The organism is Thioclava sp. NS-SX20 (assembly GCF_057380695.1).
The window spans coordinates 1-24303 of record NZ_CM170816.1 but is presented as its reverse complement, the minus strand read 5'-3'; the positions used below and the strand labels follow the sequence as shown (position 1 = coordinate 24303).

Annotated in this window: 19 protein-coding genes; 5 read left to right on the top strand and 14 right to left on the bottom strand. The window is 61.4% G+C overall.

The window, feature by feature from the left end:
- Positions 1-12: 12 nt before the first annotated feature.
- Both AC2ISB_RS00095 and rbfA read right to left on the bottom strand, forming a co-directional pair.
- Positions 13-786, bottom strand: a complete 774-nt coding sequence (locus AC2ISB_RS00095; RefSeq protein WP_406735724.1) for a phosphodiester glycosidase family protein — start codon at positions 784-786, stop codon at positions 13-15.
- Entirely contained in the window at positions 767-1192 is a 426-nt protein-coding gene (gene rbfA, locus AC2ISB_RS00090) for a 30S ribosome-binding factor RbfA (RefSeq protein ID WP_339108810.1), read from the bottom strand. The genes AC2ISB_RS00095 and rbfA overlap by 20 nt, the downstream gene beginning before the upstream one ends.
- Positions 1193-1337: 145 nt before the next feature.
- On the opposite strand from rbfA, the gene dapB reads away from it, so the two are divergent.
- Positions 1338-2144, top strand: coding sequence for a 4-hydroxy-tetrahydrodipicolinate reductase (gene dapB / locus AC2ISB_RS00085; RefSeq protein WP_486575490.1), 807 nt, complete (start codon positions 1338-1340; stop codon positions 2142-2144).
- Positions 2145-2370: 226 nt separating this feature from the next.
- Here dapB and infB read toward each other — a convergent pair whose 3' ends face one another.
- From infB to pip, 5 genes are all read right to left on the bottom strand, one after another.
- Positions 2371-4899 carry a translation initiation factor IF-2 gene (gene infB, locus AC2ISB_RS00080; protein WP_339108808.1) on the bottom strand — a complete coding sequence of 843 codons (2529 nt, stop codon included), beginning with the start codon at positions 4897-4899 and terminating at the stop codon, positions 2371-2373.
- Positions 4896-5528 carry an RNA-binding protein gene (locus AC2ISB_RS00075; RefSeq protein WP_339108807.1) on the bottom strand — a complete coding sequence of 211 codons (633 nt, stop codon included), beginning with the start codon at positions 5526-5528 and terminating at the stop codon, positions 4896-4898. The genes infB and AC2ISB_RS00075 overlap by 4 nt, the downstream gene beginning before the upstream one ends.
- A gap of 21 nt (positions 5529-5549) precedes the next feature.
- Entirely contained in the window at positions 5550-7172 is a 1623-nt protein-coding gene (nusA, locus tag AC2ISB_RS00070) for a transcription termination factor NusA (RefSeq protein ID WP_486575487.1), read from the bottom strand.
- Positions 7172-7765: a ribosome maturation factor RimP gene (gene rimP / locus AC2ISB_RS00065; RefSeq protein ID WP_339108805.1), complete on the bottom strand. Its 594-nt coding sequence runs from the start codon at positions 7763-7765 to the stop codon at positions 7172-7174. Before rimP ends, nusA begins: the two co-directional genes overlap by 1 nt.
- Positions 7766-7950: 185 nt before the next feature.
- Positions 7951-8922: a prolyl aminopeptidase gene (gene pip, locus AC2ISB_RS00060; protein WP_406720163.1), complete on the bottom strand. Its 972-nt coding sequence runs from the start codon at positions 8920-8922 to the stop codon at positions 7951-7953.
- A gap of 66 nt (positions 8923-8988) precedes the next feature.
- On the opposite strand from pip, the gene ubiG reads away from it, so the two are divergent.
- Entirely contained in the window at positions 8989-9732 is a 744-nt protein-coding gene (gene ubiG / locus AC2ISB_RS00055; RefSeq protein ID WP_406720162.1) for a bifunctional 2-polyprenyl-6-hydroxyphenol methylase/3-demethylubiquinol 3-O-methyltransferase UbiG, read from the top strand.
- On the opposite strand, the gene AC2ISB_RS00050 is transcribed toward ubiG, so the two are convergent.
- Complete coding sequence (locus tag AC2ISB_RS00050) at positions 9733-10875, bottom strand: type III PLP-dependent enzyme domain-containing protein (RefSeq protein ID WP_486575484.1); 1143 nt, start codon at positions 10873-10875, stop codon at positions 9733-9735. It lies immediately after the preceding gene.
- 233 nt (positions 10876-11108) lie between these two features.
- Here AC2ISB_RS00050 and AC2ISB_RS00045 point away from each other — a divergent pair, with 233 nt between their 5' ends.
- From AC2ISB_RS00045 to AC2ISB_RS00035, 3 genes are all read left to right on the top strand, one after another.
- Entirely contained in the window at positions 11109-11540 is a 432-nt protein-coding gene (locus AC2ISB_RS00045) for an Lrp/AsnC family transcriptional regulator (protein ID WP_339108801.1), read from the top strand.
- 114 nt (positions 11541-11654) lie between these two features.
- Positions 11655-13616: a bifunctional 2',3'-cyclic-nucleotide 2'-phosphodiesterase/3'-nucleotidase gene (locus tag AC2ISB_RS00040; protein WP_486575482.1), complete on the top strand. Its 1962-nt coding sequence runs from the start codon at positions 11655-11657 to the stop codon at positions 13614-13616.
- 79 nt (positions 13617-13695) lie between these two features.
- Positions 13696-16800 (top strand): valine--tRNA ligase, encoded by a 3105-nt coding sequence (locus AC2ISB_RS00035; RefSeq protein WP_486575480.1) that lies wholly within the window; start codon positions 13696-13698, stop codon positions 16798-16800.
- A gap of 73 nt (positions 16801-16873) precedes the next feature.
- Here the strand turns inward: AC2ISB_RS00035 and gyrB are convergent, their stop codons facing one another.
- From gyrB to dnaA, 6 genes are all read right to left on the bottom strand, one after another.
- On the bottom strand, positions 16874-19324 hold the full coding sequence (gene gyrB / locus AC2ISB_RS00030; protein ID WP_339108798.1) for a DNA topoisomerase (ATP-hydrolyzing) subunit B: 2451 nt from the start codon (positions 19322-19324) through the stop codon (positions 16874-16876).
- Between the two features lie 104 nt (positions 19325-19428).
- Positions 19429-20049 carry a LysE family translocator gene (locus AC2ISB_RS00025; RefSeq protein ID WP_339108797.1) on the bottom strand — a complete coding sequence of 207 codons (621 nt, stop codon included), beginning with the start codon at positions 20047-20049 and terminating at the stop codon, positions 19429-19431.
- Positions 20046-20477, bottom strand: coding sequence for a VOC family protein (locus tag AC2ISB_RS00020; protein ID WP_486575477.1), 432 nt, complete (start codon positions 20475-20477; stop codon positions 20046-20048). The genes AC2ISB_RS00025 and AC2ISB_RS00020 overlap by 4 nt, the downstream gene beginning before the upstream one ends.
- Positions 20474-21529 carry a DNA replication/repair protein RecF gene (gene recF / locus AC2ISB_RS00015; RefSeq protein ID WP_486575475.1) on the bottom strand — a complete coding sequence of 352 codons (1056 nt, stop codon included), beginning with the start codon at positions 21527-21529 and terminating at the stop codon, positions 20474-20476. The genes AC2ISB_RS00020 and recF overlap by 4 nt, the downstream gene beginning before the upstream one ends.
- Positions 21530-21556: 27 nt before the next feature.
- Positions 21557-22675, bottom strand: a complete 1119-nt coding sequence (gene dnaN / locus AC2ISB_RS00010) for a DNA polymerase III subunit beta (protein WP_339108794.1) — start codon at positions 22673-22675, stop codon at positions 21557-21559.
- Positions 22676-22802: 127 nt separating this feature from the next.
- Positions 22803-24200, bottom strand: a complete 1398-nt coding sequence (dnaA, locus tag AC2ISB_RS00005) for a chromosomal replication initiator protein DnaA (protein ID WP_339109460.1) — start codon at positions 24198-24200, stop codon at positions 22803-22805.
- Positions 24201-24303 lie beyond the last annotated feature (103 nt).

The window sequence follows — 24303 nt, the reverse complement described above, 5'->3', positions numbered from 1 at the left end:
CCTATCCGGCCCTTATTCAGACTGTGATGCAGCAGGCTTGGCCGCGCGCACCAGCCCGACAATCGGCCCCATCGGCACACCGAAATCGGCGCGGTTTTCCGACGGATCGACCAACCGCGAGATCTTGCCATCGAAATAAAGCGCATTGCGTGCGCCCAGTTTGTCGCGGAACAGGCGCGCGAACAGGTGGAAGTTCACCGGCGTTTCGGAAATGGCGAACCACGCGTGCTGGCCATCGGCAGACACACCCACCCCGTTACGGATGTTCAGACTGTCACTGTCGGGCAGAAACTTCGGATGCAGAGCCCCGTCGATCACCAGCATCGGCCCCGATTGCGTCGCGTATTTGCACGCGGGCGGATTGTCGCGATAGCTGCGCGATTCGATAACCTGCAGCCGGTCCTCGCCGATGCAGAAAACCCCGTTCGGCAGCAGGCCGAAATTGCCCGGCCCCTCGGAGGTCACAATCGGACGTTCTTCCCGCCCCTGCTCCACGAACAGCCCCACGGGGCGGCGATCCGCATGATACATGCCCGCATTCATCGCAAAGGCCAGAACCTCGTCCGGCTTGAGCTGCTCGGTCAGGCGGTCGGGCGTGCCGATCAGCGCGCCCTGCGGATCATTCCACCACAGCCGCAGATCATCGCCAGCCTCCGCCTCGCAGACGGTAAAGACGGCCGAGTCGAACTCGACCCGATGGCACGGGTCATCGGAGGCCGCCAGAACCGGCCCCGCCCCCATTGCCAGAACTCCCAGAAAGGCGAGTTCAGTCCAGATCTTCGTCATCTTCGTCATCGTGACGGGCCACATCGCGCTGCACCTTCTCATCCGAGAACAAACGGCGGGTTTCATCCATGCGGTCATAGGTCTCGTCCAGACGGAACCGCAGATCGGGGGTGAATTTCAGGGTCAGGCTCTTGCCCACCATATGGCGGATCTCGCCCTTGTTGCGGGCCAGCGCCTTGATCAGGCCTTCCTCGCCCTTGCCGCCCAGAGGGGTAACATAGGCGGTCGCGACTTTGAGATCGGGCGAACAGCGCACCTCCCCCACCGTCACGGACACGCCGGACAGGTCGGGATCATGCACATCGCCGCGCAGCAGGATGTCAGACAATGCACGACGGATCAGCTCGCCCACGCGGAGCTGCCGTTGAGAGGGCCCTTCGGCCGAAGTGAAGCGGTTCTTTGCCATACTCCGCACATACTCATTTGCCGCGTCTCGTGCAATGGCCGCGTGGCCCCTGTGCGCGGCGCAAGGTCGCATGAGGCTTTGCCAAGCCCCTGCCCGCAGGATAAGCAAGAGCCCAACTGAAAGGCCAATAACGAAAGAGAGAACCATGGGTGAACTTCCGGGCATCGTCATCACCGGCGCGTCGGGCCGTATGGGGCAAATGCTGATCCGCAGCGTCGTGGCGTCGGATAAGGCGCGCCTTGTGGGCGCGGTCGTGCGGGCGGGCCATGACTGGGCCGGCCGCGATCTGGGCGCGCTGATGGGCGTGGGCCGTGGCGTCGTGGTGACCGACGATGCGCTTGAGGCCTTTGCCAAGGCGCAGGCGGTGATCGATTTCACCACGCCCGAAGCCACGCTGGAATTTGCCGAACTGGCAGCCCAGGCCCGCGCGACCCATGTGATCGGCACCACGGGCTTTACCGACGCCCAGCTCGAGGCGCTGAAGCCTGCCGCCTTCCACGCCGTGCAGGTGCGCGCAGGCAATATGAGCCTTGGGGTCAACCTGCTGACCCAGTTGACGAAAAAGGTTGCTCAGGCGCTGGATGAGGATTGGGATATCGAGGTGATCGAAGCCCACCATAACCGCAAGGTCGATGCGCCCTCGGGCACTGCGCTGATGTTGGGCGAGGCCGCCGCCGAAGGCCGTGGCATCACGCTTGCCGACCATAAAGAATCGGGGCGCGACGGCATTACAGGTGCGCGCGAGAAAGGCGCCATCGGGTTTTCGGCCATTCGTGGCGGCGATATCGTGGGCGAACATGACGTGCTGTTTGCCGGCATGGGCGAACGGATCGTGCTGCGCCATATCGCCACCGACCGCGGCATCTTTGCCCGTGGCGCGGTGAAGGCCGCGCTCTGGGGGCAGGATAAAGACCCCGGTCAATATGACATGATGGATGTGCTGGGGCTTTAAGCCCCACGCGAACCGCAAGGCGGGCCAATCTGCCGCATGGTGAGACCCAAAGCAGGCCCGTTTCGCATCCGCTTCCCGATAGGCACTCTTCGGGCTGGCGGGCATCGGGGCTGCCCCGCCCCCGAGCAACAGACGGGGCCTCGCAACGGCCTTTGCCACCGGATCCACGCGCATAAAAAAGGCGGCCACGCGGGCCGCCTTTTTCTTTTGGATGTCAGACCGCCGATCAGAGCGAGCGTTCGATCTCTTCGCGCTCGAAGATCTCGATCACATCGCCGGGGCGGATATCTTCGTAGCGTTCGAACGCCATACCGCATTCCTGACCGGAAATGACTTCCTTGACCTCGTCCTTGAAGCGCTTGAGCGTCTTCAGCGTGCCTTCGTGGATCACCACGTTGTCGCGCAGCAGACGCACGCCAGCCGAACGGCGGGCAACGCCTTCGGTGACCAAGCAGCCTGCGACCTTGCCGACGCCGGTGACCTTGAAGACTTCCTTGATCTCGGCATAGCCGATGAAGTTCTCGCGGATCTCTGCCGACAGAAGGCCCGATGCGGCCGCTTTGATGTCATCCACCAGATCATAGATGATCGAGTAATAGCGGATCTCGACACCCTTCTGGTTGGCCGAGCTGCGTGCCGGCGCATTTGCACGGACGTTGAAGCCGATGACCGGTGCCTGACTTGCTTCGGCCAGACCGATGTCGGATTCGGTGATCGCGCCCACACCCGAATGGATGACACGCACGCGCACTTCGTCATTGCCGATCTTTTCAAGCGCCTGAACGATAGCCTCGGTCGAACCCTGCACATCGGCCTTGACCACAACGGCCAGTTCCGAGACGCTTTCATCGGCCTTGGCTTTCGCCATCAGCTGTTCCAGCGTGGTGGCGGCACCGGCTGCGGCACGTTTGTCCTTGGCCGCCGAGATACGGTAATCCGCGATCTCGCGGGCCTGTGCCTCGGTTTCGACCACGTTGAGCACGTCGCCTGCTTCCGGCGTTCCGTTAAGGCCAAGCACCTCGACCGGAACCGAAGGGCCGGCTTCATCAACACGGTCGCCGCGGTCGTTGATCAGCGCGCGGACCTTACCCCATTGCTCGCCCACAACGAAGATATCGCCGCGTTTGAGAGTACCATGCTGCACCAGAACAGTCGCGACCGGACCACGGCCCACATCGAGCTTGGCCTCGATCACCGCACCCTGCGCCTGACGGTTCGGGTTGGCTTGCAGTTCCAGAATTTCGGCCTGAAGCGCGATGGCCTCCAGCAGGGTATCAAGCCCCTTACCGGTCTTGGCCGACACTTCAACCGTCTGCACGTCGCCGCCCATCTCTTCGACAACAACGTTATGCTGCAGAAGCTCGGTGCGCACACGCTGCGCATTGGCCTCGTGCTTGTCGATCTTGTTGATCGCCACGATCATCGGCACATTCGCCGCTTTCGCGTGATTGATCGCCTCGATGGTCTGCGGCATGACCGAGTCATCCGCCGCCACGACCAGAATGACCACGTCGGTCACATTCGCACCGCGCGCCCGCATCGACGTGAACGCCGCGTGGCCGGGGGTGTCAAGGAAGGTCAGAACCGACCCGCGCTCGGTGGTCACCTGATAGGCACCGATATGCTGCGTGATCCCGCCCGCTTCGCCCGAAACGACATTCGCATTGCGGATCGCATCCAGAAGCGAGGTCTTGCCGTGGTCAACGTGGCCCATGATGGTCACGATCGGCGGACGCGGCTGGAGGTCTTCCGGCTTGTCCTGAACCGTGTCGATCACCTGTTCCACATCCGAATCCGACACGCGGACGGCGCGGTGGCCGAACTCTTCGATCACCAGCTCTGCGGTGTCGGCATCCAGCGGTTGGTTCGCGGTCACCATCATGCCCATTTTCATGAGCGATTTGACAACATCCGCGGTGCGCTCGGCCATACGGTTGGCCAGTTCGCCCACCAGAATGGTTTCCGGCAGCTGGACATCACGCGCCTGTTTCTCGGCGCGCTGCGTGCCCATGCCCTTCTGGCGCTGACGTTCCTGCTTGCGCTTCATCGACGCGAGCGAGCGCTGACGCCCCTCGGTGCCCGAAAGCGCTTCGTTCAGCGACAGCTTGCCAGCACGGCGGCTGTTATCCTTGGCCGCCTTGCCGCGTGCATCCCGCTCGTTGCGATCACGCTCGCGGTCGGTCTTGCGCGGACCCGAGGCCGAAACGCCCTTGGTCTCGGCACGGGCAGCGGCCGCTTCGGCCGCAGCGCGGTCTTGCGGTGCGGCAGGTGCGTCGGCCTTCGGTGCCTTGCGGACCTCTTCTTTTTTCTTGGCGCGCAGTTCGGCCTCGCGTGCTTTACGCTCGTCCTCTTCCGCTTTCAGGCGCAGCGCTTCTTCACGCTCGCGCTCTTCTTTCTCTTTCGCTTCCTGCTCGGCACGGCGACGCTCGCGCTCTTCCTCGCGGGCCTTTTCCTCGGCTTCGCGGGCAGCGGCCTCTTCGGCCTCACGTGCTTTTGCAGCCTGCAGCGCCTTCAGGCGGCGCTCCATCTCGGCATCCGAGATGCCTGCAGGGCGTTTTTTAGGGTCGCCCAAATTCGGGCGCGAGCCGGAGGGCTTGCCACCGGCCGCCGCGGCCGCAGGCTTGTTCACGACCCGTTTCTTGGTCTTGGTTTCCACCACCACGCTCTTGGTGCGCCCGTGGCTGAAGCTTTGCTTCACCGAACCGGGGCGTGCGCCACCAAGACCGAGGGTTTTTTTGCCGTCCGTATCGCTCATGCCGTCTTCGTATCCTTACTGGCAGCCGCTTTGCCGCCGTCCTGCCTGCGCATCCCCGCAAGCCTTGCCGCTTCTGTTATGACACGCGGAGTGAGTCCACCAGAACCAAGCGCGCCGTGTATTGCACGATCGCGCCCAAAAGCCAAACCCAATTCCGCGCTGGTCAGACAGCCGAACCATCGGCCGCCCTCGGGGGTCCAGAGCTTACCCTTCCCGCGCTCCGATCCATCGGAGGCCTGGAAGAGCACTTTTGCCCGACCTTCCGCGAGCCAGCCCTTGACCTTTTCAAAGCCACAAACGGCTTTGCCAGATTTCCTGACCAAGGAGATAAGCTCAACCACGCGATGTGCAAGGGCCTCTTCGACAAGATCTGCCAGATTATCCGGCACCTCCGCCTTGGCCTTTGCCCCGCGGGAGAACAATCCCTTGGTTGCAGCTTTCTCGATCACCTCGCGATCCGAGGTCACCCAGATACCCCGACCTGGCAGCTTTTCTGCCACATCGGGATAGATCAGACCGTCCGGCCCCAGCACGAAACGCACAAGCCCGGCCTTGGGCTGCACGTCTTGCGTGACGATGCAGCGCCGTTCCGGCTCGTCATTTACTTTGTCTCGCCCACCACGGCTCATGATCGGTCTGATCCCCTTCTCTTAGGCCTTGGACTCTTCGCCCTCGGCCGCATCTTCTTCTGCGGCATCCGCCTGTACTTCCAGCTCGGTCGGGTCAACCCAGCCCAGCTGCACACGTGCGGTCATCACCATATTCTGCGCATCTTCCAGCGACACATCGAAGGATTCCAGCAGACCGTCATCCTTCTGGCGCTTGCCATCGACGGTGGTCCAGCCACCGGCCAGCTCCCAGTCGGCGCAGGTCGCGAAATCTTCCAGCGTCTTAACGCCGTCTTTCGCCAGTGCCTCGACCATCGGTGCGGTCAGACCCTCGACCTCGAACAGGCTGTCCTCGGCACCAAGCGCGCGGGCGCTCTCGATGGCCTTGCGATTGAGCTCTTCGATATAGTCACGCGCGCGGGCCTGAAGTTCCTCGGCGGTGCCTTCGTCGATCCCCTCGATCGACAGCAGCTCGTCGCTTTCGACATAAGCCACTTCTTCGAGGTTCGCAAAACCTTCCGCGACCAGAAGCTGGGCGAAGAACTCGTCGATATCAAGTGCATCCACGAACAGCTTGGTGCGCTCTGCGAATTCGGCCTGACGGCGGCTCGATTCCTCGGCCTCGGTCATGATGTCGATATCGAGACCGGTCAGCTGCGAGGCCAGACGCACGTTCTGACCACGGCGACCGATGGCCAGCGACAGCTGTTCGTCGGGCACAACCACTTCGATCTTCTGGGCTTCCTCGTCGAACACCACTTTCGACACTTCTGCCGGTTGCAGCGCATTCACAAGGAAAGTCGCGGTGTCTTCATTCCACGGAATGATGTCGATCTTCTCGCCCTGCAGCTCGCCCACGACGGCCTGCACACGGCTCCCGCGCATACCGACGCAAGCGCCGACGGGGTCGATCGAGTTATCATAGGAAATCACGGCGATTTTCGCGCGCGATCCCGGATCACGGGCCACGGCCTTGATCTCGATGATGCCGTCATAGATTTCCGGCACTTCCATCTTGAACAGTTCCGCCATGAATTGCGGATCGGTACGCGACAGGAAAATCTGCGGGCCACGGGTCTCGCGGCGCACGTCTTTCACATAGCAGCGGATACGGTCGCTCGGGCGGTAGGATTCACGGCCGATCTTCTCGTTGCGGCGCAGGATGCCTTCGCCACGACCGATATCGACGATGATATTGCCATATTCCTCGCGCTTGACCACACCGTTGATGATGGTGCCCTTGCGATCCTTGAATTCCTCATACTGGCGGTCACGCTCGGCCTCGCGCACGCGCTGCAGGATGACCTGCTTGGCGGATTGCGCGGCGATACGGCCCAGATCGACAGGGGGAACCTCGTCGATGATCTCGTCCCCGATCTCGGGCTCGGCCTTATATTGCTTGGCCTGCTTGACGGTCAGCTCTGCCTGATAGTTCTCAAGCTCCTCATCCGCCACAACGGTGCGCACACGGGTGAAGGTCGCACGACCGGTCTTGCGGTCGATATGGACGCGAATGTCCATTTCCGAGCCGTAACGGGACTTTGCCGCACGGGCCAGCGAATCTTCCATCGCCTCGATCACCAGATCGGGGTCGATCATCTTTTCGCGGGCCACGGCCTCGGCGGTCTGCAGCAGTTCAAGCTGGTTGGCAGAGGTGATTGCCATCACTCTTTCTCCTCGTCGGAAGCATCCGTATCCGTTTCGATCTCGTCGAATTCGGTCTCATCAATTGCGCCAGAGGCCTTTTTCTGGCGCAGCATCTCGTCAATCAACTCGTCGGTCAGCACAAGTTTCGCATCCGACAGCCAGTCGAATTGCAAACCGATGGTCACCGGCTCGCCCTGCTCTTCGATCTCGAGCAGAACCTCTTCCCCTTCCGTCCCGCGGATGAAGCCCTTGAAGCGGCGACGCCCGTCGATCATCTCCGACGTCTCGACCTTGGCCTCATAGCCTTCCCAGACATCGAAATCCTTCAGACGTGTCAGTGGGCGGTCGATACCGGGGGAAGACACTTCGAGGTGGTAATTATCCTCGATCGGGTCTTCCACATCCAGCACAGCACTGACAGCCGTCGAGATCTTGGCGCAATCATCCACGATGATGCCACCCTCGGGGCGATCCGCCATGATCTGGAGCGTTGCCGTCTTGCCGCCCTGCAGGCGGATACGAATCAACTCGAAACCCAGCCCCTCGATGGTGGGCTGAACAATATCTGCCAGACGCCGGTCGATGGCGGTCTTTGCGATGAGGTCGGTCATGTCCGTCCTTCGTTGAAAGCCTTGACCCGAAAACAGAAAAACGGGCCAAGCGGCCCGTTGCATAGGTTCGGTGGATGCCGAGCCAAGCCCGACACGCCGCTGTTGGGCAAGTCTATAACCCATCGCGGGCTTGTTTGCAAGCGTTTCGCGCAAGCCCCCGCACATACGCCTTACAATCGCCACGCTCAGCGCCGCAGCCTGTCCATGATCCCCACAAGGCTTTGGGTAATCCGCGGCTCCGACAACGCATGTCCCGAGGCGGGCACCATCTGCAACTCGGCCAGCGGCCAGTTCTGCGCCAGACGCCATGCCGAATAGGGCGGGCAGATCATATCCATACGGCCCTGCACGATCATCGTCGGGATATGCTCGATCTTGTGACGGTCGCGCAGGATCTGGCCATCTTCCTCAAGGAACGCCTGATTGGAAAAATAATGGTTTTCCAGCCGCGCGAAAGCACGGGCGTAATCGGCAGGGGCCTCGCCCATATGGCCGTCGGTATCCACCGAGGCCAGCGCGTTCTCCCACATCGTCCAGATACGGGCATGGCGGGCCTCGGTCACATAATCGCCACTGAAGAGCCGCTTGTGATAGGCGGCCACCATATCGCCCCGCTCCTCTTCGGGGATCGGCTCGCAGAACCGTTTCCACAGATCGGGGAAGAACTGCCCCGCTCCCCCGCCATAGAACCAGTCGATCTCGCGCGCCATCGCCAGAAACACTCCGCGCAGCACGAGTGCGCGCACATGGTCGGGATGCGTCTCTGCATAGATCAGCGCCAGAGTCGCCCCCCAGCTACCGCCGAAAACGATCCAGCGTTCAATGCCCAGAACCTGCCGAATCGCCTCGATATCGGCGACCAGATGCCATGTCGTGTTATTCTCGACCGACGCCTGCGGCTTGGACAGCCCGCAGCCGCGTTGGTCAAACAACACGATCCGGTAATGCGCGGGGTCAAAGAACCGCCGCATCGCAGGGCTGCATCCGCCCCCTGGCCCGCCGTGAAACACCACCACGGGCACCCCATGCGGATTGCCCGATTGCTCGATATACAGCTGATGACCATCGCCGACGTCCAGCATACGCCGGTCGAAAGGCTCGATCGGCGGGTAAAGATAAGACGTCGGTTGGCGTTTTTGACCTGCAGTTCTATCCATGATCAGACTATATAGCGCAAAACGGTGCTCCACCACGGGGCAGAGGCAGATATTTCGAGGTAAGCCATGTCAGACGTGAAATCGACCATCAACCCTGACGAAGTTGCCAAATTCGAGGCTATGGCCGCCGAATGGTGGGATCCAAACGGCAAATTCCGCCCGCTGCACCAGATGAACCCCTGCCGGTTGGACTATCTGACCACGCAGATCGCCACGCAATTCGGCCGCAACCTGCGCGATGCACGCCCTTTTGAAGGGCTGCGTATCCTAGATATCGGCTGCGGCGGCGGACTGCTGTCGGAACCGATGGCACGGCTGGGTGCCACGGTGGTCGGGGTGGATGCCGCCGAGGGCAACCTGCCCGTGGCGCGCCTGCATGCCGAGCAGTCGGGGCTGGAGATCGACTATCGCCACGGCACCGCCGAGGCGCTGGCCGCCGATGGCGAAGCGTTCGACGTGGTTCTGGCGATGGAGATCGTCGAACATGTGGCCGTGCCGCAGGAGTTCATCGACACCTGTGCGGCGCTGGTAAAATCGGGCGGGATGATGTTTGTCTCGACCCTCAACCGCAATGCCAAAAGCTATATGTTCGCCATTGTCGGCGCGGAGCGGATCCTGAAATGGCTGCCCAATGGCACGCATGACTGGGCCAAGTTCATCACGCCCGACGAGCTGGAGGATATGGTCCTGAACGCGCAGCTGGATATGGTCGACCGCAAGGGCATGGTGCTGAACCCGATCACATGGCGCTGGTCCACCTCGGCACGAGATCTGTCGGTGAATTACGTCACCACCAGCCTGAAAGCCTGATCACACCAAGCTCAGGGCCGTGACGATCTCCATTTTGCCGAAGCCGCTGAAATGGGTGTTGGTCACGGCGCTATAGGCCCCCATGCCGTGGAAGACGATAAAGTCTTCCTCGGCCAGATCGTCGGGCAGTGCCAGCTTGCCCGGCAGGCGGTCCACAGGGTCGCAGGTCGGACCAAAAATCATCCGCGGCAAAGGTGCGCCCTCACGCTTGCGGCCCTCGGGATCATAGACGGCCAGACGCTCGATATTGCCCACCAGAGGCAATTCGGCAAGGCCACCGTAAATCCCGTCATTCAGGAACACATCGCCGCCATCGCGCAGGGCTTTCACGCGGGTGATATGGGTGAAAGCATCGCCCACCAGCCCCCTGCCCGGCTCGCAGACCAGCGCGGGGCGGCTCTCGCCGAAAGCCTCGCACGTCGCCTGCCCGATCGTGGTAAAGATCGCCTCGAGATTGGGGGCCGGGCCGGCCTTGCGGTGGTTCGGGAAGCCGCCCCCCACATTCAGCCGGTAGAGCCGCACGCCCGCCTGCCCCGCGATAGCGGCTGCCGCGCGGATGAAGCGGTCCCAGACCATCGGGTCGGTCACCTGCGAGCCGGGCTGGAAGGTCAGCGAGGGCCTGAACCCCGCCGCCTCCACCTCGCGCAGCAGATCAACCGCCAGTTCCTGCGTCGCGCCAAACTTGGCGGTCGGGTTGTAATTGCCAGCCTCATCGGCCAGTTTGAACCGCACCGAGATCTCGCAATTCTCATAGGGCACCAGCGCGACCAGCTTGGTCAATTCGCTCCGGCTATCGACCGACCACGCCCTGACGCCCGCCGCAACGGCATGGGCGATCTCGGCGCGGCCCCGCACGGGATTGTGGTAATGCAACGCACAGCTGGGCGCGAGACGGCGGATCAGGTCGATCTCGTCGGGCGCGGCCACATCAAATCCACGCAGCCCCGCTGCGGCGAGGTTTTCAATCACCATCTCGGCAGGGTTGGATTTCACATCATAGGTCACAAGCCCCGGAAAGCCGCGGATGAAACGCACCGCCGTCTGCTGCAACATGGCGGGCGAAAACACCAAGACCGGATGATCGGGCTTGTTCACACGGATGATTTCGGACGGATTGCTCCAGATTGTCTTCGACACGCCCATCGGCTTTCCTCGCACAATGAGTGGCAGCCACCTCTTGCCCTGCGCGCGGCCTTTGGCCCCGCATGGGTTGGGAAAGCGCTTACGCGGTTTATCCAACCAGACGGGCCTCTCGCAAGGCCCCGCCTGCCTCTGTGTCGCGCCATATGGGGCCAAAACCTTGTCATGGAAAGACCAAATCTGTAGCCTATCTTCGTTAAACTGACGGCTTTCACGACAAAAATGGCAGGCATGCGATGGATGAGCTGGATCGTGCCCTTCTGGGGCTTCTTTCGGGGGATGCGCGGCTTTCCCTCTCGACCGTGGCGCGGCGGCTGAAGGTGGCGCGCTCGACCGTGCAGGCGCGGCTCGAGCGGCTGGAATCCGAGAAGGTGATCGTGGGCTACACCGTCAAACTGGGGGAAGCCGCCCGCAGCCAGCGCCTGCGCGCCACCGCCCTGCTGGAGATTGATCTGAAGGTCCAACAGGCCATTCTGGGACGCCTCAAAGCCATCCCCGAGATCGAGCGCATCGTGACCTGTTCGGGCCGGATCGACCTGATGGCACAGATCGCCGCCGATACCACAATGCAGCTTGACCGTGTGCTGGACCTGATCGGCGAGATTCCGGGCGTGCTCAATTCGGAAAGCCTGATCCATCTGACCACAAAGCTGGATCGGGCGGTCTAATTTTCGCGCATCGCGACGGGCGCGCGCCCGCTGACGCCACGTGCAGCGCGCATTTGTCGTGAAACCGCAGGGAAACTGCGCCAGTTTAAGGGCAAGATCACGAAAGGACCCACCATGACCGGAATTTCTCGCCGTTATTTTCTGGCGGCAAGCGCCGCAACCGGAGCCTATCTGGTCCACCCGTTCAAGGCCGAAGCCGCCGCCGGACAGATCCATCTGCGGCTCATCGAAACGACAGATATCCATGTGGCCATCGACCCCTATGATTATTACGGGGACAAGCCCGATGACACACAGGGGCTGGCGCGCACGGCGACCCTGATCGAAAGCCTCAGGGACGAGGCCGAGAACACCCTGCTGCTGGATAATGGCGACCTTTTGCAGGGCAATCCGCTGGGGGATTACATCGCGCATCGGAAAGGGGTGGGCGATGACGTGCACCCGATGATCAAGGCGATGAATATTCTGGGCTATGATTGCGCGACCCTGGGCAATCATGAATTCAATTACGGGCTGGAGTTCCTGCAGGCCTCTTTGGCCGATGCCGCCTTTCCCTTCGTATGCGCCAATGTGGTGGTCGGCCCCGAACTGGGGCAGATCCCGACGCAGGACGAGACCCTCTTTCCGCCCTATTACGTCATGGATCGCGGTCTTGTGGACGGGGCGGGCGAGGTGCATGAGGTCAAGATCGGGGTCATCGGTTTTGTGCCGCCCCAGATCCTGCAATGGGACGAGGCCAATCTGAAAGGCCGCGTGTCGGTACGAGACATTGTTGCGGCGGCTCGGGCATGGGTGCCCAAGCTCAGGCAGGACGAAGGCTGCGATCTGGTGATCGCGCTGGCCCATACCGGCATCGAGGGCGGCGGCTATACCGCAGGCATGGAAAACGCCGCGCTGTATGTGGCCGAGATCGAGGGCATTGATGTCGTCCTGACCGGCCATCAGCACCGCGTCCTGCCCGGCCCCGATTACGAGGGCATCGAAGGGGTTGACGCCCAGAAAGGCACCTTGGCCGGAAAGCCTGCCGTGATGGCAGGGTTCTGGGGCTCGCATATGGGGCTGATTGATCTGATGCTCGAAAAGCAGGGCGACAAATGGCAGATCGTGAGCCATACCTCGGAAGCGCGCCCGATCTACAAGCGCGAAGACCGCAAGGCGGTGGCGCTTGTCGGGAGCCTGCCGATCATCCTTGATGCGGTCGAGGCCGACCATGAAGCAACGCTGGCCTATATCCGCGCGCCCGTGGGGAAGACCTCGGCACCGCTTTACAGCTATTTCGCGCAGGTGGCCGATGATCCTTCGGTGCAGATCGTGTCACAGGCGCAAAGCTGGTATGCCGCTGATATGCTGAAGGAAACCGCCTATAAGGATCTGCCGATCCTCTCGGCGGCAGCGCCTTTCAAATGCGGCGGGCGCGGCGGGCCGGACTACTATACCAATGTCGCCAAAGGGCCGGTGGCCATCAAGAATGTGGCGGACCTCTATCTTTATCCCAATACCTTCCGCGCGCTGAAGGTCACAGGGGCCACTGTGGCCGACTGGCTGGAGCGTTCGGCTGGGGCCTTCAACCAGATCACGGCGGGCGCACAGGACGCAGCGCTGCTGAACCCCGATTTCCCCAGCTATAATTTCGACGTGATGGATGGGGTGAGCTATAGGATCGACCTCTCGAAGCCCTCGAAATTCGACAGCGACGGCAAGCAGATCAGCGAGGGTGGGCGCATCAAAGACCTTATGTTCAACGGCAAACCCATCGACCCTGACCAGGAGTTTATCGTGGCCTCGAACAACTATCGTGCAGGCGGCGGCGGAAATTTCCCGGGCATCGAGCCCTCGAAAATCATCTTCGAGGGGCCGGATACCAACCGCGACATCCTTCTGCGCTTTATCCAGAAGGAAGGCACGATCAACCCCTCGGCCGATAGCAACTGGGGCTTTGCGCCGATGGCTGACACCACAGTCACCTTTGCCTCCGGTCCGGCAGGGCGCGACTTCATGGAGGCGGTGAAAGGCGTGCAGATCGCGGATGCGGGCGAGGCCGAGGGGGGATTTGCGCTTTATCGCATCACGCTCTGACACATTTGCCCTGCGTCAAAGGCTTTTCCTCGCGCCTGCCCCACGTTAAAGAGGGCCAAGCCTTAAAAGGATCAGACCCATGCCGATGGAAAAGAATTTCAACGCCGCCGAAGCAGAACCCCGCATCTCCGCCAAATGGGAAGAGGCAGGCGCCTTCAAAGCAGGCGCCAATGCCTCGCGCCCCGAAACCTTCACCATCATGATCCCGCCGCCGAACGTGACCGGCGCGCTGCATGTGGGCCATGCGTTCAACAATACCATTCAGGATATTCTGGTGCGCTGGCACCGGATGCGCGGCTTTGACACGCTCTGGCAGCCGGGTCAGGACCATGCGGGCATCGCCACCCAGCTGATGGTGGAAAAAGAACTGGCCAAAACCGGCCAACCGGGCCGCCGCGAGCTGGGCCGCGAGAAATTCCTCGAGAAGGTCTGGGACTGGAAGGGCAAATACGGCTCGACCATCGTGGGCCAGCTGCAGCGCCTTGGGTCGTCCTGCGATTGGTCGCGCAATGCTTTCACCATGGCAGGCGCACCGGGTGACCCGCGCACCGGCCACGAGAACAGCCCCAATTTCCACGACGCCGTGATCAAGGTCTTCGTGGATATGTATAACAAGGGCATGATCTATCGCGGCAAGCGTCTGGTCAATTGGGACCCCCATTTCGAAACCGCGATCTCGGACCTTGAAGTCGAGAATATCGAAGTGGCCGGCCATATGTGGCACTTCAAATACAAGCTGGCAGGCGGCGAGACCTATACCTACCGCGAGAAGGACGAAGACGGGAACGTCACCTTCGAGGAGGTCCGCGACTACATCTCGATTGCGACCACCCGCCCCGAGACCATGCTGGGCGATGGCGCCGTGGCCGTGAACCCGAAGGACAAGCGCTATGCGCCCATCGTCGGCAAGATGGTGCATCTGCCGCTCTGTGACCGCTTGATCCCGATCGTGGCCGATGAATATCCCGATATGGACTTCGGCTCGGGGGCGGTGAAGATCACTGGTGCGCATGATTTCAACGATTATCAGGTCGCCAAACGCTGTAACCTGCCGATGTATCGCCTGATGGATATGCAGGGCGCGATGCGCGCCGATGGCCTGCCCTATGACGACTGCGTGGCCCGCGCCCGCGAGATTGCGGCAGGGGCCACGGCCTCCGAGATGGAGATCGACAGCCTCAACCTCGTGCCCGAGAAATACCGTGGCATGGACCGGTTTGAGGCCCGCAAGGCGGTGATCGACGATATCAACGCCGCAGGTCTGGCGGTGACCATCGAGAAGATCATCACCGATGACGAGGGCAATGAGGCTGGCCTTTGGGTTCCTTACGTCGAGGACAAGCCGATCATGCAGCCCTTCGGCGACCGCTCCAAGGTGGTGATCGAGCCGATGCTGACCGACCAGTGGTTCGTCGATGCCGAAAAGATCGTGGGCAAGGCGCTGGATGCCGTGCGCGATGGCCGCACCAAGATCATGCCCGAGTCGGGCGAGAAGACCTATTTCCACTGGCTGGAAAACATCGAGCCGTGGTGCATCTCGCGTCAGCTCTGGTGGGGTCACCAGATCCCCGTGTGGTACGGGCTTGACCTCTCGGCGCCGGAATTCCGTGATGACGAGGGCGATGGCGATCTGGACGAGGTCGAACTGGGGCGCCTGCTGAATGAAGGCGGCATGCTGCACCGTGGTGACATCCACCATTGCGCCGCCGATTTCGATGCGGTGACCGAACTCTTCCGCGATGCCAATGCCGATCTGCCCGTGCCTCTGTCGGCGGCGCGTGTCGTTGAAGTCGCCGACCGTAAGGCGGCGATGGAGACGCTGGCGGTATCCTTGGCCGAATATAACGTGTCTCAGGACCCGACCCATCTGGTCTATCCGGTCTGGCGCGATGGCGATGTGCTGGATACGTGGTTCTCCTCGGGTCTCTGGCCGATCGGCACGCTGGGCTGGCCGAATTGGGACGAGAGCACCTCGAAATACTTCCCGACCGATGTTCTGGTCACCGGCTTCGACATCCTGTTCTTCTGGGTCGCGCGCATGATGATGATGCAGCTCGCCGTGGTTGATCAGGTACCCTTCCACACCGTCTATCTGCACCAGCTTGTCCGTGACGAGAAGGGCAAGAAGATGTCGAAGACCACGGGCAATGTCATCGACCCGCTGGAAATCATTGACGAGTTCGGCGCCGATGCGCTGCGCTTTACCAATGCGTCCATGGCGGCTCTGGGTGGCGTGCTGAAGCTGTCGAAAGACCGGATCGCAGGCTACCGGAACTTCGGCACCAAGATATGGAACGCGACCCGCTTTGCCGAGATGAATGGCGTCTTCGAAGGTGCGCCGGTGGCGATGCCCGCGCCGACCCATACGGTGAACCGCTGGATCGTGGGCGAGGTCGCAAAGGTTCGCGAAGAGGTCGATGCCGCCTTTGACACCTATCGTTTCAACGATGCCGCCAATGCGCTTTACGGCTTTGTCTGGGGCAAGGTCTGCGACTGGTATGTCGAATTCGCCAAGCCCCTGTTTGACGGCGAACATGCGCAGGAAACCCGCGAGACCATGCGTTGGGTTCTGGATCAGGCCTATGTCATGCTGCACCCGATCATGCCCTTCATCACCGAAGAGCTGTGGGAGTTGACCGGCGAGCGCGCGAAGCTTCTGGCCCACGCCGATTGGCCGACCTACACGGCGGCGGATCTCGTTGACCCGGCAGCCGATGCCGAGATGAACTGGGTGATCGCGCTGATCGAGGAAATCCGCTCGTCGCGGGCACAGATGGGCGTGCCGGTCGGGCTGAAACTACCGATGATTCTGGCCGAGGCCGACGCCTCTGCCCGTGCGGCGCTGGCCAATAACGAGGCGCTGATCCTCAAGCTGGCGCGTATCGACAGCATCACCGAAGGGCCGATCGGCAAGGGTGCGATCTCGATCCCTGCGCATGGCGCGCTCTTTGGTCTGCCGCTGGAAGGGGTGATCGACGTCAAGGCCGAGAAAGCCCGTCTGGAGAAAGCCTTGGCCAAGATCCAGAAAGAGATCGGCGGGATGGAGGGTCGCCTGAAGAACCCGAAATTCCTTGAGAAAGCCGATGCCGAGGTGATCGAGGAAACCCGCGGCAATCTGGCGCTCCGTCAGGAAGAGGCGGATAAGATTGCCGCAGCCGTCAAACGCTTGGCTGAACTGGGGTAAAACAAAGGGCCGGATCTTCCGGCCCTTCCCTTTGAGAACACCAAAAAAGCGGCCCCGAGAGGCCGCTTTTTATTTAGAAATCAAGGTTTTCAACGTTCAGCGCGTTTTGCTGGATAAAGTCGCGGCGGGGTTCGACCACATCGCCCATCAGCTTGGTGAAGATGTCATCGGCCTCGGCCACATCATCCACTTTCACCTGCAACAGCGTCCGCGCCGAGGGATCCAGCGTGGTTTCCCACAGCTGCTCGGGGTTCATCTCGCCCAAGCCTTTATAGCGCTGCAAGGACAGACCTTTTTCGCCCTCTTGCAGGATCGCGTTCAGAAGTTCCAGCGGGCCGTGGATCAGCTGGTGACGGTCCTTGCGGTGCAGACGGGCGGGCTTGCCATAGATGTCCTGCAGCGCCTTCGTATGCGCGCCAAGGCGGCGGCTTTCACCGGCGCGCATGACCTGACCATCCAGCGTGCGGACCTCTTCGACACCGCGCAGAATGCGGGTCAGGCGCAGCCCGTGATCTTGGGTCTGACGGCCCTGCCAGCCACGCTCGTATTCCAGCGCGACCAGATCCAGACGGGCGGCCACAGCATCCGCCGTGCCCTGCGCGTCATTATCCAGCACGCCCGGCACCATCGCACCGGCGATTGCGGCCTGTTCAAGGATGTGGCGCGGGTAAAGCGTCGGGAAGGTGCCAAGGATACGCTTGATCACGCGAGCCTCTTCGACCACACGCTGCAGGTCATTGCCGACGATCTCTTCGCCCGTGCCCAGCTTCAGCACAGCCCCCTCAACCCCTTGGGCAATCAGATAATCTTCCAGCGCGTTCTGGTCCTTGAGGTAAACCTCGGACTTGCCGCGTGCGACCTTATACAGCGGCGGCTGCGCGATATAGAGATAGCCGCGTTCGATCAGTTCCGGCATCTGGCGGAAGAAGAAGGTCAGCAGCAGGGTGCGGATATGGGCGCCGTCGACATCCGCATCGGTCATGATGATGATCTTGTGATAACGCAGCTTGTCGATGTTGAATTCATCGCGGCCAATGCCGGTGCCAAGCGCGGTGATCAGCGTCCCGATCTGGTCCGACGACAGCATCCGGTCAAACCGCGCGCGTTCCACGTTGAGGATCTTACCACGCAGCGGCAGCACCGCCTGATTTTTCCGCTCGCGCCCCTGTTTGGCAGAACCACCTGCCGAGTCACCCTCGACGAGGAAGACTTCGGACAGAGCGGGGTCTTTTTCCTGACAATCCGCCAGTTTCCCCGGAAGCGAGGCGACATCCATCGCCGTCTTGCGCCGCGTCAGCTCGCGCGCTTTGCGGGCGGCTTCACGGGCAAGGGCTGCCTCGATGATCTTGCCAACGATCTGCTTGGCCTCGGCGGGATGCTCTTCGAACCATTCGCCCAGCTTCTCGTTCACGAGGTTCTCGACCGCAGGCCGGACCTCGGAGGAGACCAGCTTGTCCTTGGTCTGGCTGGAGAATTTCGGGTCCGGCACTTTCACCGACAGCACGCAGGTCAGGCCTTCGCGGGCGTCATCGCCGGTAAAGTTGACCTTTTCCTTTTTGGCGATGCCAGACGACTGCGCGTAATTGTTGATGGTGCGGGTCAGCGCGCCACGAAAGCCCGCCATATGGGTGCCGCCATCGCGCTGGGGGATGTTGTTGGTAAAGGGCAGCACGGTCTCGTGGTAGCTGTCATTCCACCACAGCGCGACCTCGACGCCAATGCCGTTCACCTCACCGATCATATAGACAGGACTGTCCATCACAGCGGTCTTCGAGCGGTCGAGATATTTCACGAATTCCCGCACGCCACCGTCATAATGCAGCTCGGACTTCAGCGGCTCGGCAGGGCGCTCGTCTTCGACGATGATCCGCACGCCCGAATTCAGAAAGGCCAGCTCGCGCAGGCGTTTTTCCAGCGTTTCAAAGCTATAATCGAGGTTCGAGAAGGTGCCCTCGGGGTCGGTTTCCTTGTTCGACGCAAGGAAGCGCACCTCGGTGCCGCGGCCGCCGACCTCTTCACCCACAACATGGACATGCTCGACGCATTCGCCCTTTTCGAAACGGGCCTTATAGATCTTGTCATCGCGCCAGACGGTCAGCTCCAGCCAGTCGGAAAGCGCGTTCACCACCGACACGCCCACACCATGCAGACCGCCCGAAACCTTATAGGCATTGCCGTCGGTATCGGTGTTGTTGAACTTACCGCCCGCATGCAGCTGGGTCATGATGACCTCGGCCGCCGAGACGCCCTCTTCATGGTGCATATCGACCGGAATCCCGCGCCCGTTATCGCGCACCGAAACCGAGCTATCGGCGTGGATTTTCACATGCACATAGTCGGCATAATTGGCCAGAGCCTCGTCGATGCCGTTATCGACGACCTCATAGACCATATGATGCAGGCCCGACCCGTCATCCGTATCCCCGATATACATGCCGGGGCGTTTCCGCACAGCTTCCAATCCCTTCAAAACCTTGATGGAATCGGCGCCATATTCGGATTTCTTGACGTGTTCTTCGGTCATGCCTGCTCGTCCTTATTTACGTGCATGATTTATAGAAGTTTCGGGCCACAATGTCACGCCTTAGCCTCAAGTTTCGGGGCTTTCTTACGGGGGATGCAGGGGCTTCAGAGAAAGGCGATCACGATGGCGACGACAATCATCAGGCTGCCGGCAATGCGGTTCAGGCGGGCCATTGCCCGAGGGCTCGAAAGCAGCCTGCGCACCTGCCCGACACAGGCCGCGAGGATCAGATTGCCGATCATGGGAACAAGGGCCGATAACAGCGCGATGGCGGCCACATCCAGCGCCGTAAGCGCATCAAGCGTAAAAAAGCCCGGCACGACGCCCATATAGAACAGGATCGCTTTCGGGTTGCCCAGAATGGCGACGATCCCCACAAGGAAGCCTGCCCAGCGGCCGGGTCGGGTGAGCGTGCTGTTTTTCGAGATGCCTGCCTTGGCATGTCGGATCATCAGGCAGCCCATAACGCCAAACATCCCCACCGCCACCCAGCGCAGGATGTCGAGAAAACCGGTGACATGGCCCACCACCCAACTCATGCCGACAAGGGCAAGGATGGACCAGAAGGCGTCGCCCAACGCCACACCCAGCGCCAGCGGCCATGCGGCGGCAAACCCGCCCGAAACCGTGCGCGCCAGCATGGCCAGCCAGACGGGGCCGGGCGTCAGGAAGACCACCAGAAGCGCCCCCGAATAGAACAGGGCCTGTTGCAGGGTGATGCTCATGCAGGCAGTCTCAGGCTGCCATCGGCCTCAAGCGGCCAGAAGGGGTTCATCGCGATTTCCCAGACATGGCCATCGGGGTCGGCCCAATAGCCGGAATAGCCGCCCCAGAAGACCTTTTCGGGGTGTTTGAGGGCGGTCGCACCTGCGGCCAAAGCGGCGGCGAAGGCCGCATCCACATCCGCCTCTGTGTCGAAATTCTGGGCCAAAGTGACCGCGCCCGTGCCCAAGGAAGCCCCCTCGCAGCCCTGATCCTTGGCCAGATCATCGCGCCCGAAGAGTGCAAGCCCCTGACCATGCATCTGATAGAAGGCCACGCCCTCCTGCTGCGCGGCAGGCACCCAGCCAAGACGCGCGTAAAAGGCGCAGGACGCGGCAAGGTCTGCCACGCCCAAGGTGATCAGCGTGACGCGCTGCAGGGGGTAGGTCATGGCACTTCCTCCAGAATCGAGGTCGCGGCATCCTCCGAGACCTGCAAATACTGCCCACGCGGGCCCAAAGCGTCAAACAGCGCGCGCTCGGTGCCCGTCATGAACACCTGCGCCTTCAGCGCACAGATTTCATCGTAAAGCGCCGCACGGCGGGCAGGGTCCAGATGGGCCGAGACCTCATCCAGCAAAACGATGGCCGGTGCCCCGTCGATGGCGCGCGCATTGGCCAGCACCAAAGACAGCAAAAGCGCCTTCTGCTCGCCCGTCGAGACCTGATCGGCGGGCATGGATTTGGCGCTATAGATCGCCTGAAGATCGGCGCGATGCGGGCCTTCCAGCGTGCGTCCGGCCGCCATATCGCGGCGGCGGGTTTCGGCCCAGTAAGCCGGAAGATCCCCGACATCATCGCCAGTAATCGACAGATCGGCGGCAGGAAAGGCCGTTTGTGCCGCGTCCTGGGCCTGCGCGATACGAGCCAGCGCGGCGGTCCGCGCGCCACGGATATCGGCTGCGGCCTCGGCCATACGGGCCTCAAGCACCTGATACCAATGGGCATCCCCTGCCCCGTCTTTCAACAGACGATTGCGTTCGCGCATGGCCTTTTCATAGGCCAGACTGGCTTCGGCATGATCGGGAAAGAACGACAGGGTGATCCGGTCCAGAAAACGACGCCGTCCTTCGGGGGCCTCGATCCACAGACGGTCCATCGCGGGCACCAGCCACTGGATACGCACCAGCCGCCCCAAGGCCGTCTGCGGCACAAGTTTCCCATCCACCCGCACCTGACGCGGCTGGGCGGGGGCGGCTTCTGTCAGGATATCGTGACCGGAAAGCTGCGCGGTGATCTTCCAGCCGACAGCCTCTGCGCGGCGCATCAGATCAGGGGCCTGCGCACGGCGCAGCCCGCGTCCCGGAGACAGCAGGGAAATGGCCTCGAGAATATTGGTCTTGCCCGCCCCGTTGGCCCCGAAAATCGCGACAGGGCGTGTATCAGGGGTCAGAACGGCACGACGATGCGACCGGAACTGATAGAGGTTCAGGTCCGATAGCATCGCGGGAATTCTTGAAAAACGCGGATCTTACACACGCATCGGCATGACGACATAGACCGCCGATGTATCGCCACCTTCGCGCATCAGGGTCGGGTCGCCCGAGGAATTGAACAGGAAGACGGCATTCTCGCGGTCGACCTGATTGGCGATTTCCAGCAGGTATTTCGCGTTGAACCCGATTTCCAGACGCTCGTCGGCATAGGCCACGACCAGCTCTTCCTCGGCGGCACCGGCATCGGGCGCATTGACCGACAGCACCAGCTTATCGGCATCCAGCGTCAGCTTCACCGCACGCGAGCGTTCCGACGACACAGTCGCCACACGGTCCACCGCCTTGGCGAATTCGCTCGCATCGACCTCCAGGCGGCGGGTATTGCCCATCGGGATGACGCGCGTGTAATCGGGGAAGGTGCCATCGATGACCTTGGAGGTCAGCGTGATACGCGGCGTGGCGAAACGCACCTTGGTTTCCGAGACCGAGACTTCGATCGGGGTCTCTTCATCATCCAGCAATTTGCGCAGCTCGCCCACGGTCTTACGCGGCACGATCACCCCCGGCATGCCCTCGGCACCCGCAGGAAGCGGCGCATCGATGCGGGCCAGACGGTGACCATCGGTCGCGACCGCGCGCAGCATCTGGCCTTCTTCGGCGGTGGCCACATGCAGATAGACGCCGTTCAGATAATAGCGGGTCTCTTCGGTGGAGATCGCGAAACGCGACTTCTCGAACAGGCGCTTCAGCTCGCCCGCCTTGGCGGTGAAATTCGCGGTGTAATCCGAGCTGGCCATCACAGGGAAATCCTCGCGCGGCAGCGTCGCCAGCGTGAAACTCGACCGGCCCGCCTCGATCACCAGACGCCCAGACGCCGGATCATCCATCAAGGTCACCAGCGCCCCATCGGGAAGTTTGCGCACGATTTCATGCAGCATCACGGCAGAAACGGTCGTAGCACCCGCCTTTTCGACCTGCGCGGGAGCACGGTCAACCACCTCGATATCGAGATCGGTCGCACGGAAAGAGATCGTGCTTCCCTCGGCCTCGATCAGCACATTGGCCAGAATCGGGATCGTGTTACGGCGCTCGACAACCGATTGCGCTTGCGCGACGGCTTTCAACAGCTCTGCGCGTTCGATGCTGATCTTCATTTCAATCCCTCACGGCTGTCCGGACCGTGACGTTACCATCTAAGACACCGGACACAAGATTTTTTGCGACAATCACTCGCAAAGCCCGACAGGTCAAGAGACCCGCCCGTTTTCCCGCAGATTTTGCTTAGTTTTCCAGAAGACGGCGCAGAAGATCGATATCCTCGGCCAGCTGGCGGTCATCGCCCTTCAGCTCTTCGATCTTGCGGATACCATGCATGATGGTCGTGTGATCACGGCCACCGAACCGACGCCCGATATCGGGCAGCGAGCGGGTGGTCAGCTGCTTGGACAGATACATCGCCACCTGACGCGGACGCGCGATGGTGCGCACGCGCTTCGGCCCGATCATATCGGCCAAGCGGACGTTATAATGTTCGGCCACTTTGCGCTGGATCTCTTCGATGGTGACCTTGCGGTCCGAGGTGCGCAGGATATCGGTCAGACATTCCTGAGCCAGATCCAGCGTGATCTCGCGGCCCACCAGCGAGGCGAAGGCGAACAGACGGGTCAGTGCGCCTTCCAGCACGCGCACGTTGGTCGAGATGCGATGCGCGAGGAATTCCAGCACGCCATCGGCAATCATCAGGCCCGGATATTGCAGGCGGTAGTTTTCGGTCTTGGTCTGCAGGATGCCAAGGCGGAGTTCGTAATCGGTCGGGTGCAGGTCAACCACAAGGCCGCATTGCAGACGCGATTTGATCCGCTCTTCCAGTTCCTTGATCTCGCCCGGCGCGCGGTCGGCGGAAATCACGATCTGCTTGCCCTGATCGACCAGCGCGTTGAACGTGTGGAAGAATTCTTCCTGGGTCGAATCCTTGCCCGCGATGAATTGCACGTCATCCACCATCAGCACATCGACCGAGCGGAACATCTCCTTGAAATCCATGATCTGACGCTCGCGCAGGGCCTGCACGAAACGATACATGAATTGCTCGGCCGAGAGATAGAGCACGCGCAGATCGGGGCGCTTGGTCTGGAGCTCATGGGCGATGGCATGCATCAGGTGCGTCTTACCAAGACCGACGCCACCGTAAAGGAACAGCGGGTTGAAGGTCACCACGCCGCCTTCGGCCACACGACGGGCCGCGGCATGGGCCAGCTCGTTCGGCTTGCCGACCACGAATGTGTCGAAGGTAAAGCGCTGATCCAGCGGTGCACCGGGAAGATCATCGTCCTGCGTCTGGGCAAGACGCGGCTTGATCGAGGCAATACGGGGCGAATTGCTGACAGTGGTGGCCTGCGCAACAGGATTGGCGGAATTGGCCGGACGGATCATCGGTGCCGTGGACACGCGCAGATCGATACGTTCGACAATGATCCCGAATTTGCGCAGCTCGTTCTGGATCGCTTCGGAAAAGTTCCGCTGGACCCAGTCACGCATGAATTTCGTCGGTGCTTCAAAGGCGGCGATGCCGTCTTCGACTTCAATGACCTTTAGCGGTGCAATCCAGGTGAGGAAGTTGTTCTTCCCAACGCTTTTCTGGAGTTCATCACAGACCCGCCCCCAAGTATCTTCGGTCATCATTCTTGCCCATTTTTATCACACCATTAGACCAACCTCTCTCGGAAAATACGACCCAACACGCCAAACACATTTTGGCGCGTGGTGCATTTTCTGCACTTAG

What these genes read in the sequence shown, in the direction of transcription:
- AC2ISB_RS00095 (WP_406735724.1), bottom strand. Translation starts at nt 786, where the DNA reads ATGACGAAGATCTGGACTGAACTCGCCTTTCTGGGAGTTCTGGCAATG.
- rbfA (WP_339108810.1), bottom strand. Translation starts at nt 1,192, where the DNA reads ATGGCAAAGAACCGCTTCACTTCGGCCGAAGGGCCCTCTCAACGGCAG.
- dapB (WP_486575490.1), top strand. Translation starts at nt 1,338, where the DNA reads ATGGGTGAACTTCCGGGCATCGTCATCACCGGCGCGTCGGGCCGTATG.
- infB (WP_339108808.1), bottom strand. Translation starts at nt 4,899, where the DNA reads ATGAGCGATACGGACGGCAAAAAAACCCTCGGTCTTGGTGGCGCACGC.
- AC2ISB_RS00075 (WP_339108807.1), bottom strand. Translation starts at nt 5,528, where the DNA reads ATGAGCCGTGGTGGGCGAGACAAAGTAAATGACGAGCCGGAACGGCGC.
- nusA (WP_486575487.1), bottom strand. Translation starts at nt 7,172, where the DNA reads ATGGCAATCACCTCTGCCAACCAGCTTGAACTGCTGCAGACCGCCGAG.
- rimP (WP_339108805.1), bottom strand. Translation starts at nt 7,765, where the DNA reads ATGACCGACCTCATCGCAAAGACCGCCATCGACCGGCGTCTGGCAGAT.
- pip (WP_406720163.1), bottom strand. Translation starts at nt 8,922, where the DNA reads ATGGATAGAACTGCAGGTCAAAAACGCCAACCGACGTCTTATCTTTAC.
- ubiG (WP_406720162.1), top strand. Translation starts at nt 8,989, where the DNA reads ATGTCAGACGTGAAATCGACCATCAACCCTGACGAAGTTGCCAAATTC.
- AC2ISB_RS00050 (WP_486575484.1), bottom strand. Translation starts at nt 10,875, where the DNA reads ATGGGCGTGTCGAAGACAATCTGGAGCAATCCGTCCGAAATCATCCGT.
- AC2ISB_RS00045 (WP_339108801.1), top strand. Translation starts at nt 11,109, where the DNA reads ATGGATGAGCTGGATCGTGCCCTTCTGGGGCTTCTTTCGGGGGATGCG.
- AC2ISB_RS00040 (WP_486575482.1), top strand. Translation starts at nt 11,655, where the DNA reads ATGACCGGAATTTCTCGCCGTTATTTTCTGGCGGCAAGCGCCGCAACC.
- AC2ISB_RS00035 (WP_486575480.1), top strand. Translation starts at nt 13,696, where the DNA reads ATGCCGATGGAAAAGAATTTCAACGCCGCCGAAGCAGAACCCCGCATC.
- gyrB (WP_339108798.1), bottom strand. Translation starts at nt 19,324, where the DNA reads ATGACCGAAGAACACGTCAAGAAATCCGAATATGGCGCCGATTCCATC.
- AC2ISB_RS00025 (WP_339108797.1), bottom strand. Translation starts at nt 20,049, where the DNA reads ATGAGCATCACCCTGCAACAGGCCCTGTTCTATTCGGGGGCGCTTCTG.
- AC2ISB_RS00020 (WP_486575477.1), bottom strand. Translation starts at nt 20,477, where the DNA reads ATGACCTACCCCCTGCAGCGCGTCACGCTGATCACCTTGGGCGTGGCA.
- recF (WP_486575475.1), bottom strand. Translation starts at nt 21,529, where the DNA reads ATGCTATCGGACCTGAACCTCTATCAGTTCCGGTCGCATCGTCGTGCC.
- dnaN (WP_339108794.1), bottom strand. Translation starts at nt 22,675, where the DNA reads ATGAAGATCAGCATCGAACGCGCAGAGCTGTTGAAAGCCGTCGCGCAA.
- dnaA (WP_339109460.1), bottom strand. Translation starts at nt 24,200, where the DNA reads ATGACCGAAGATACTTGGGGGCGGGTCTGTGATGAACTCCAGAAAAGC.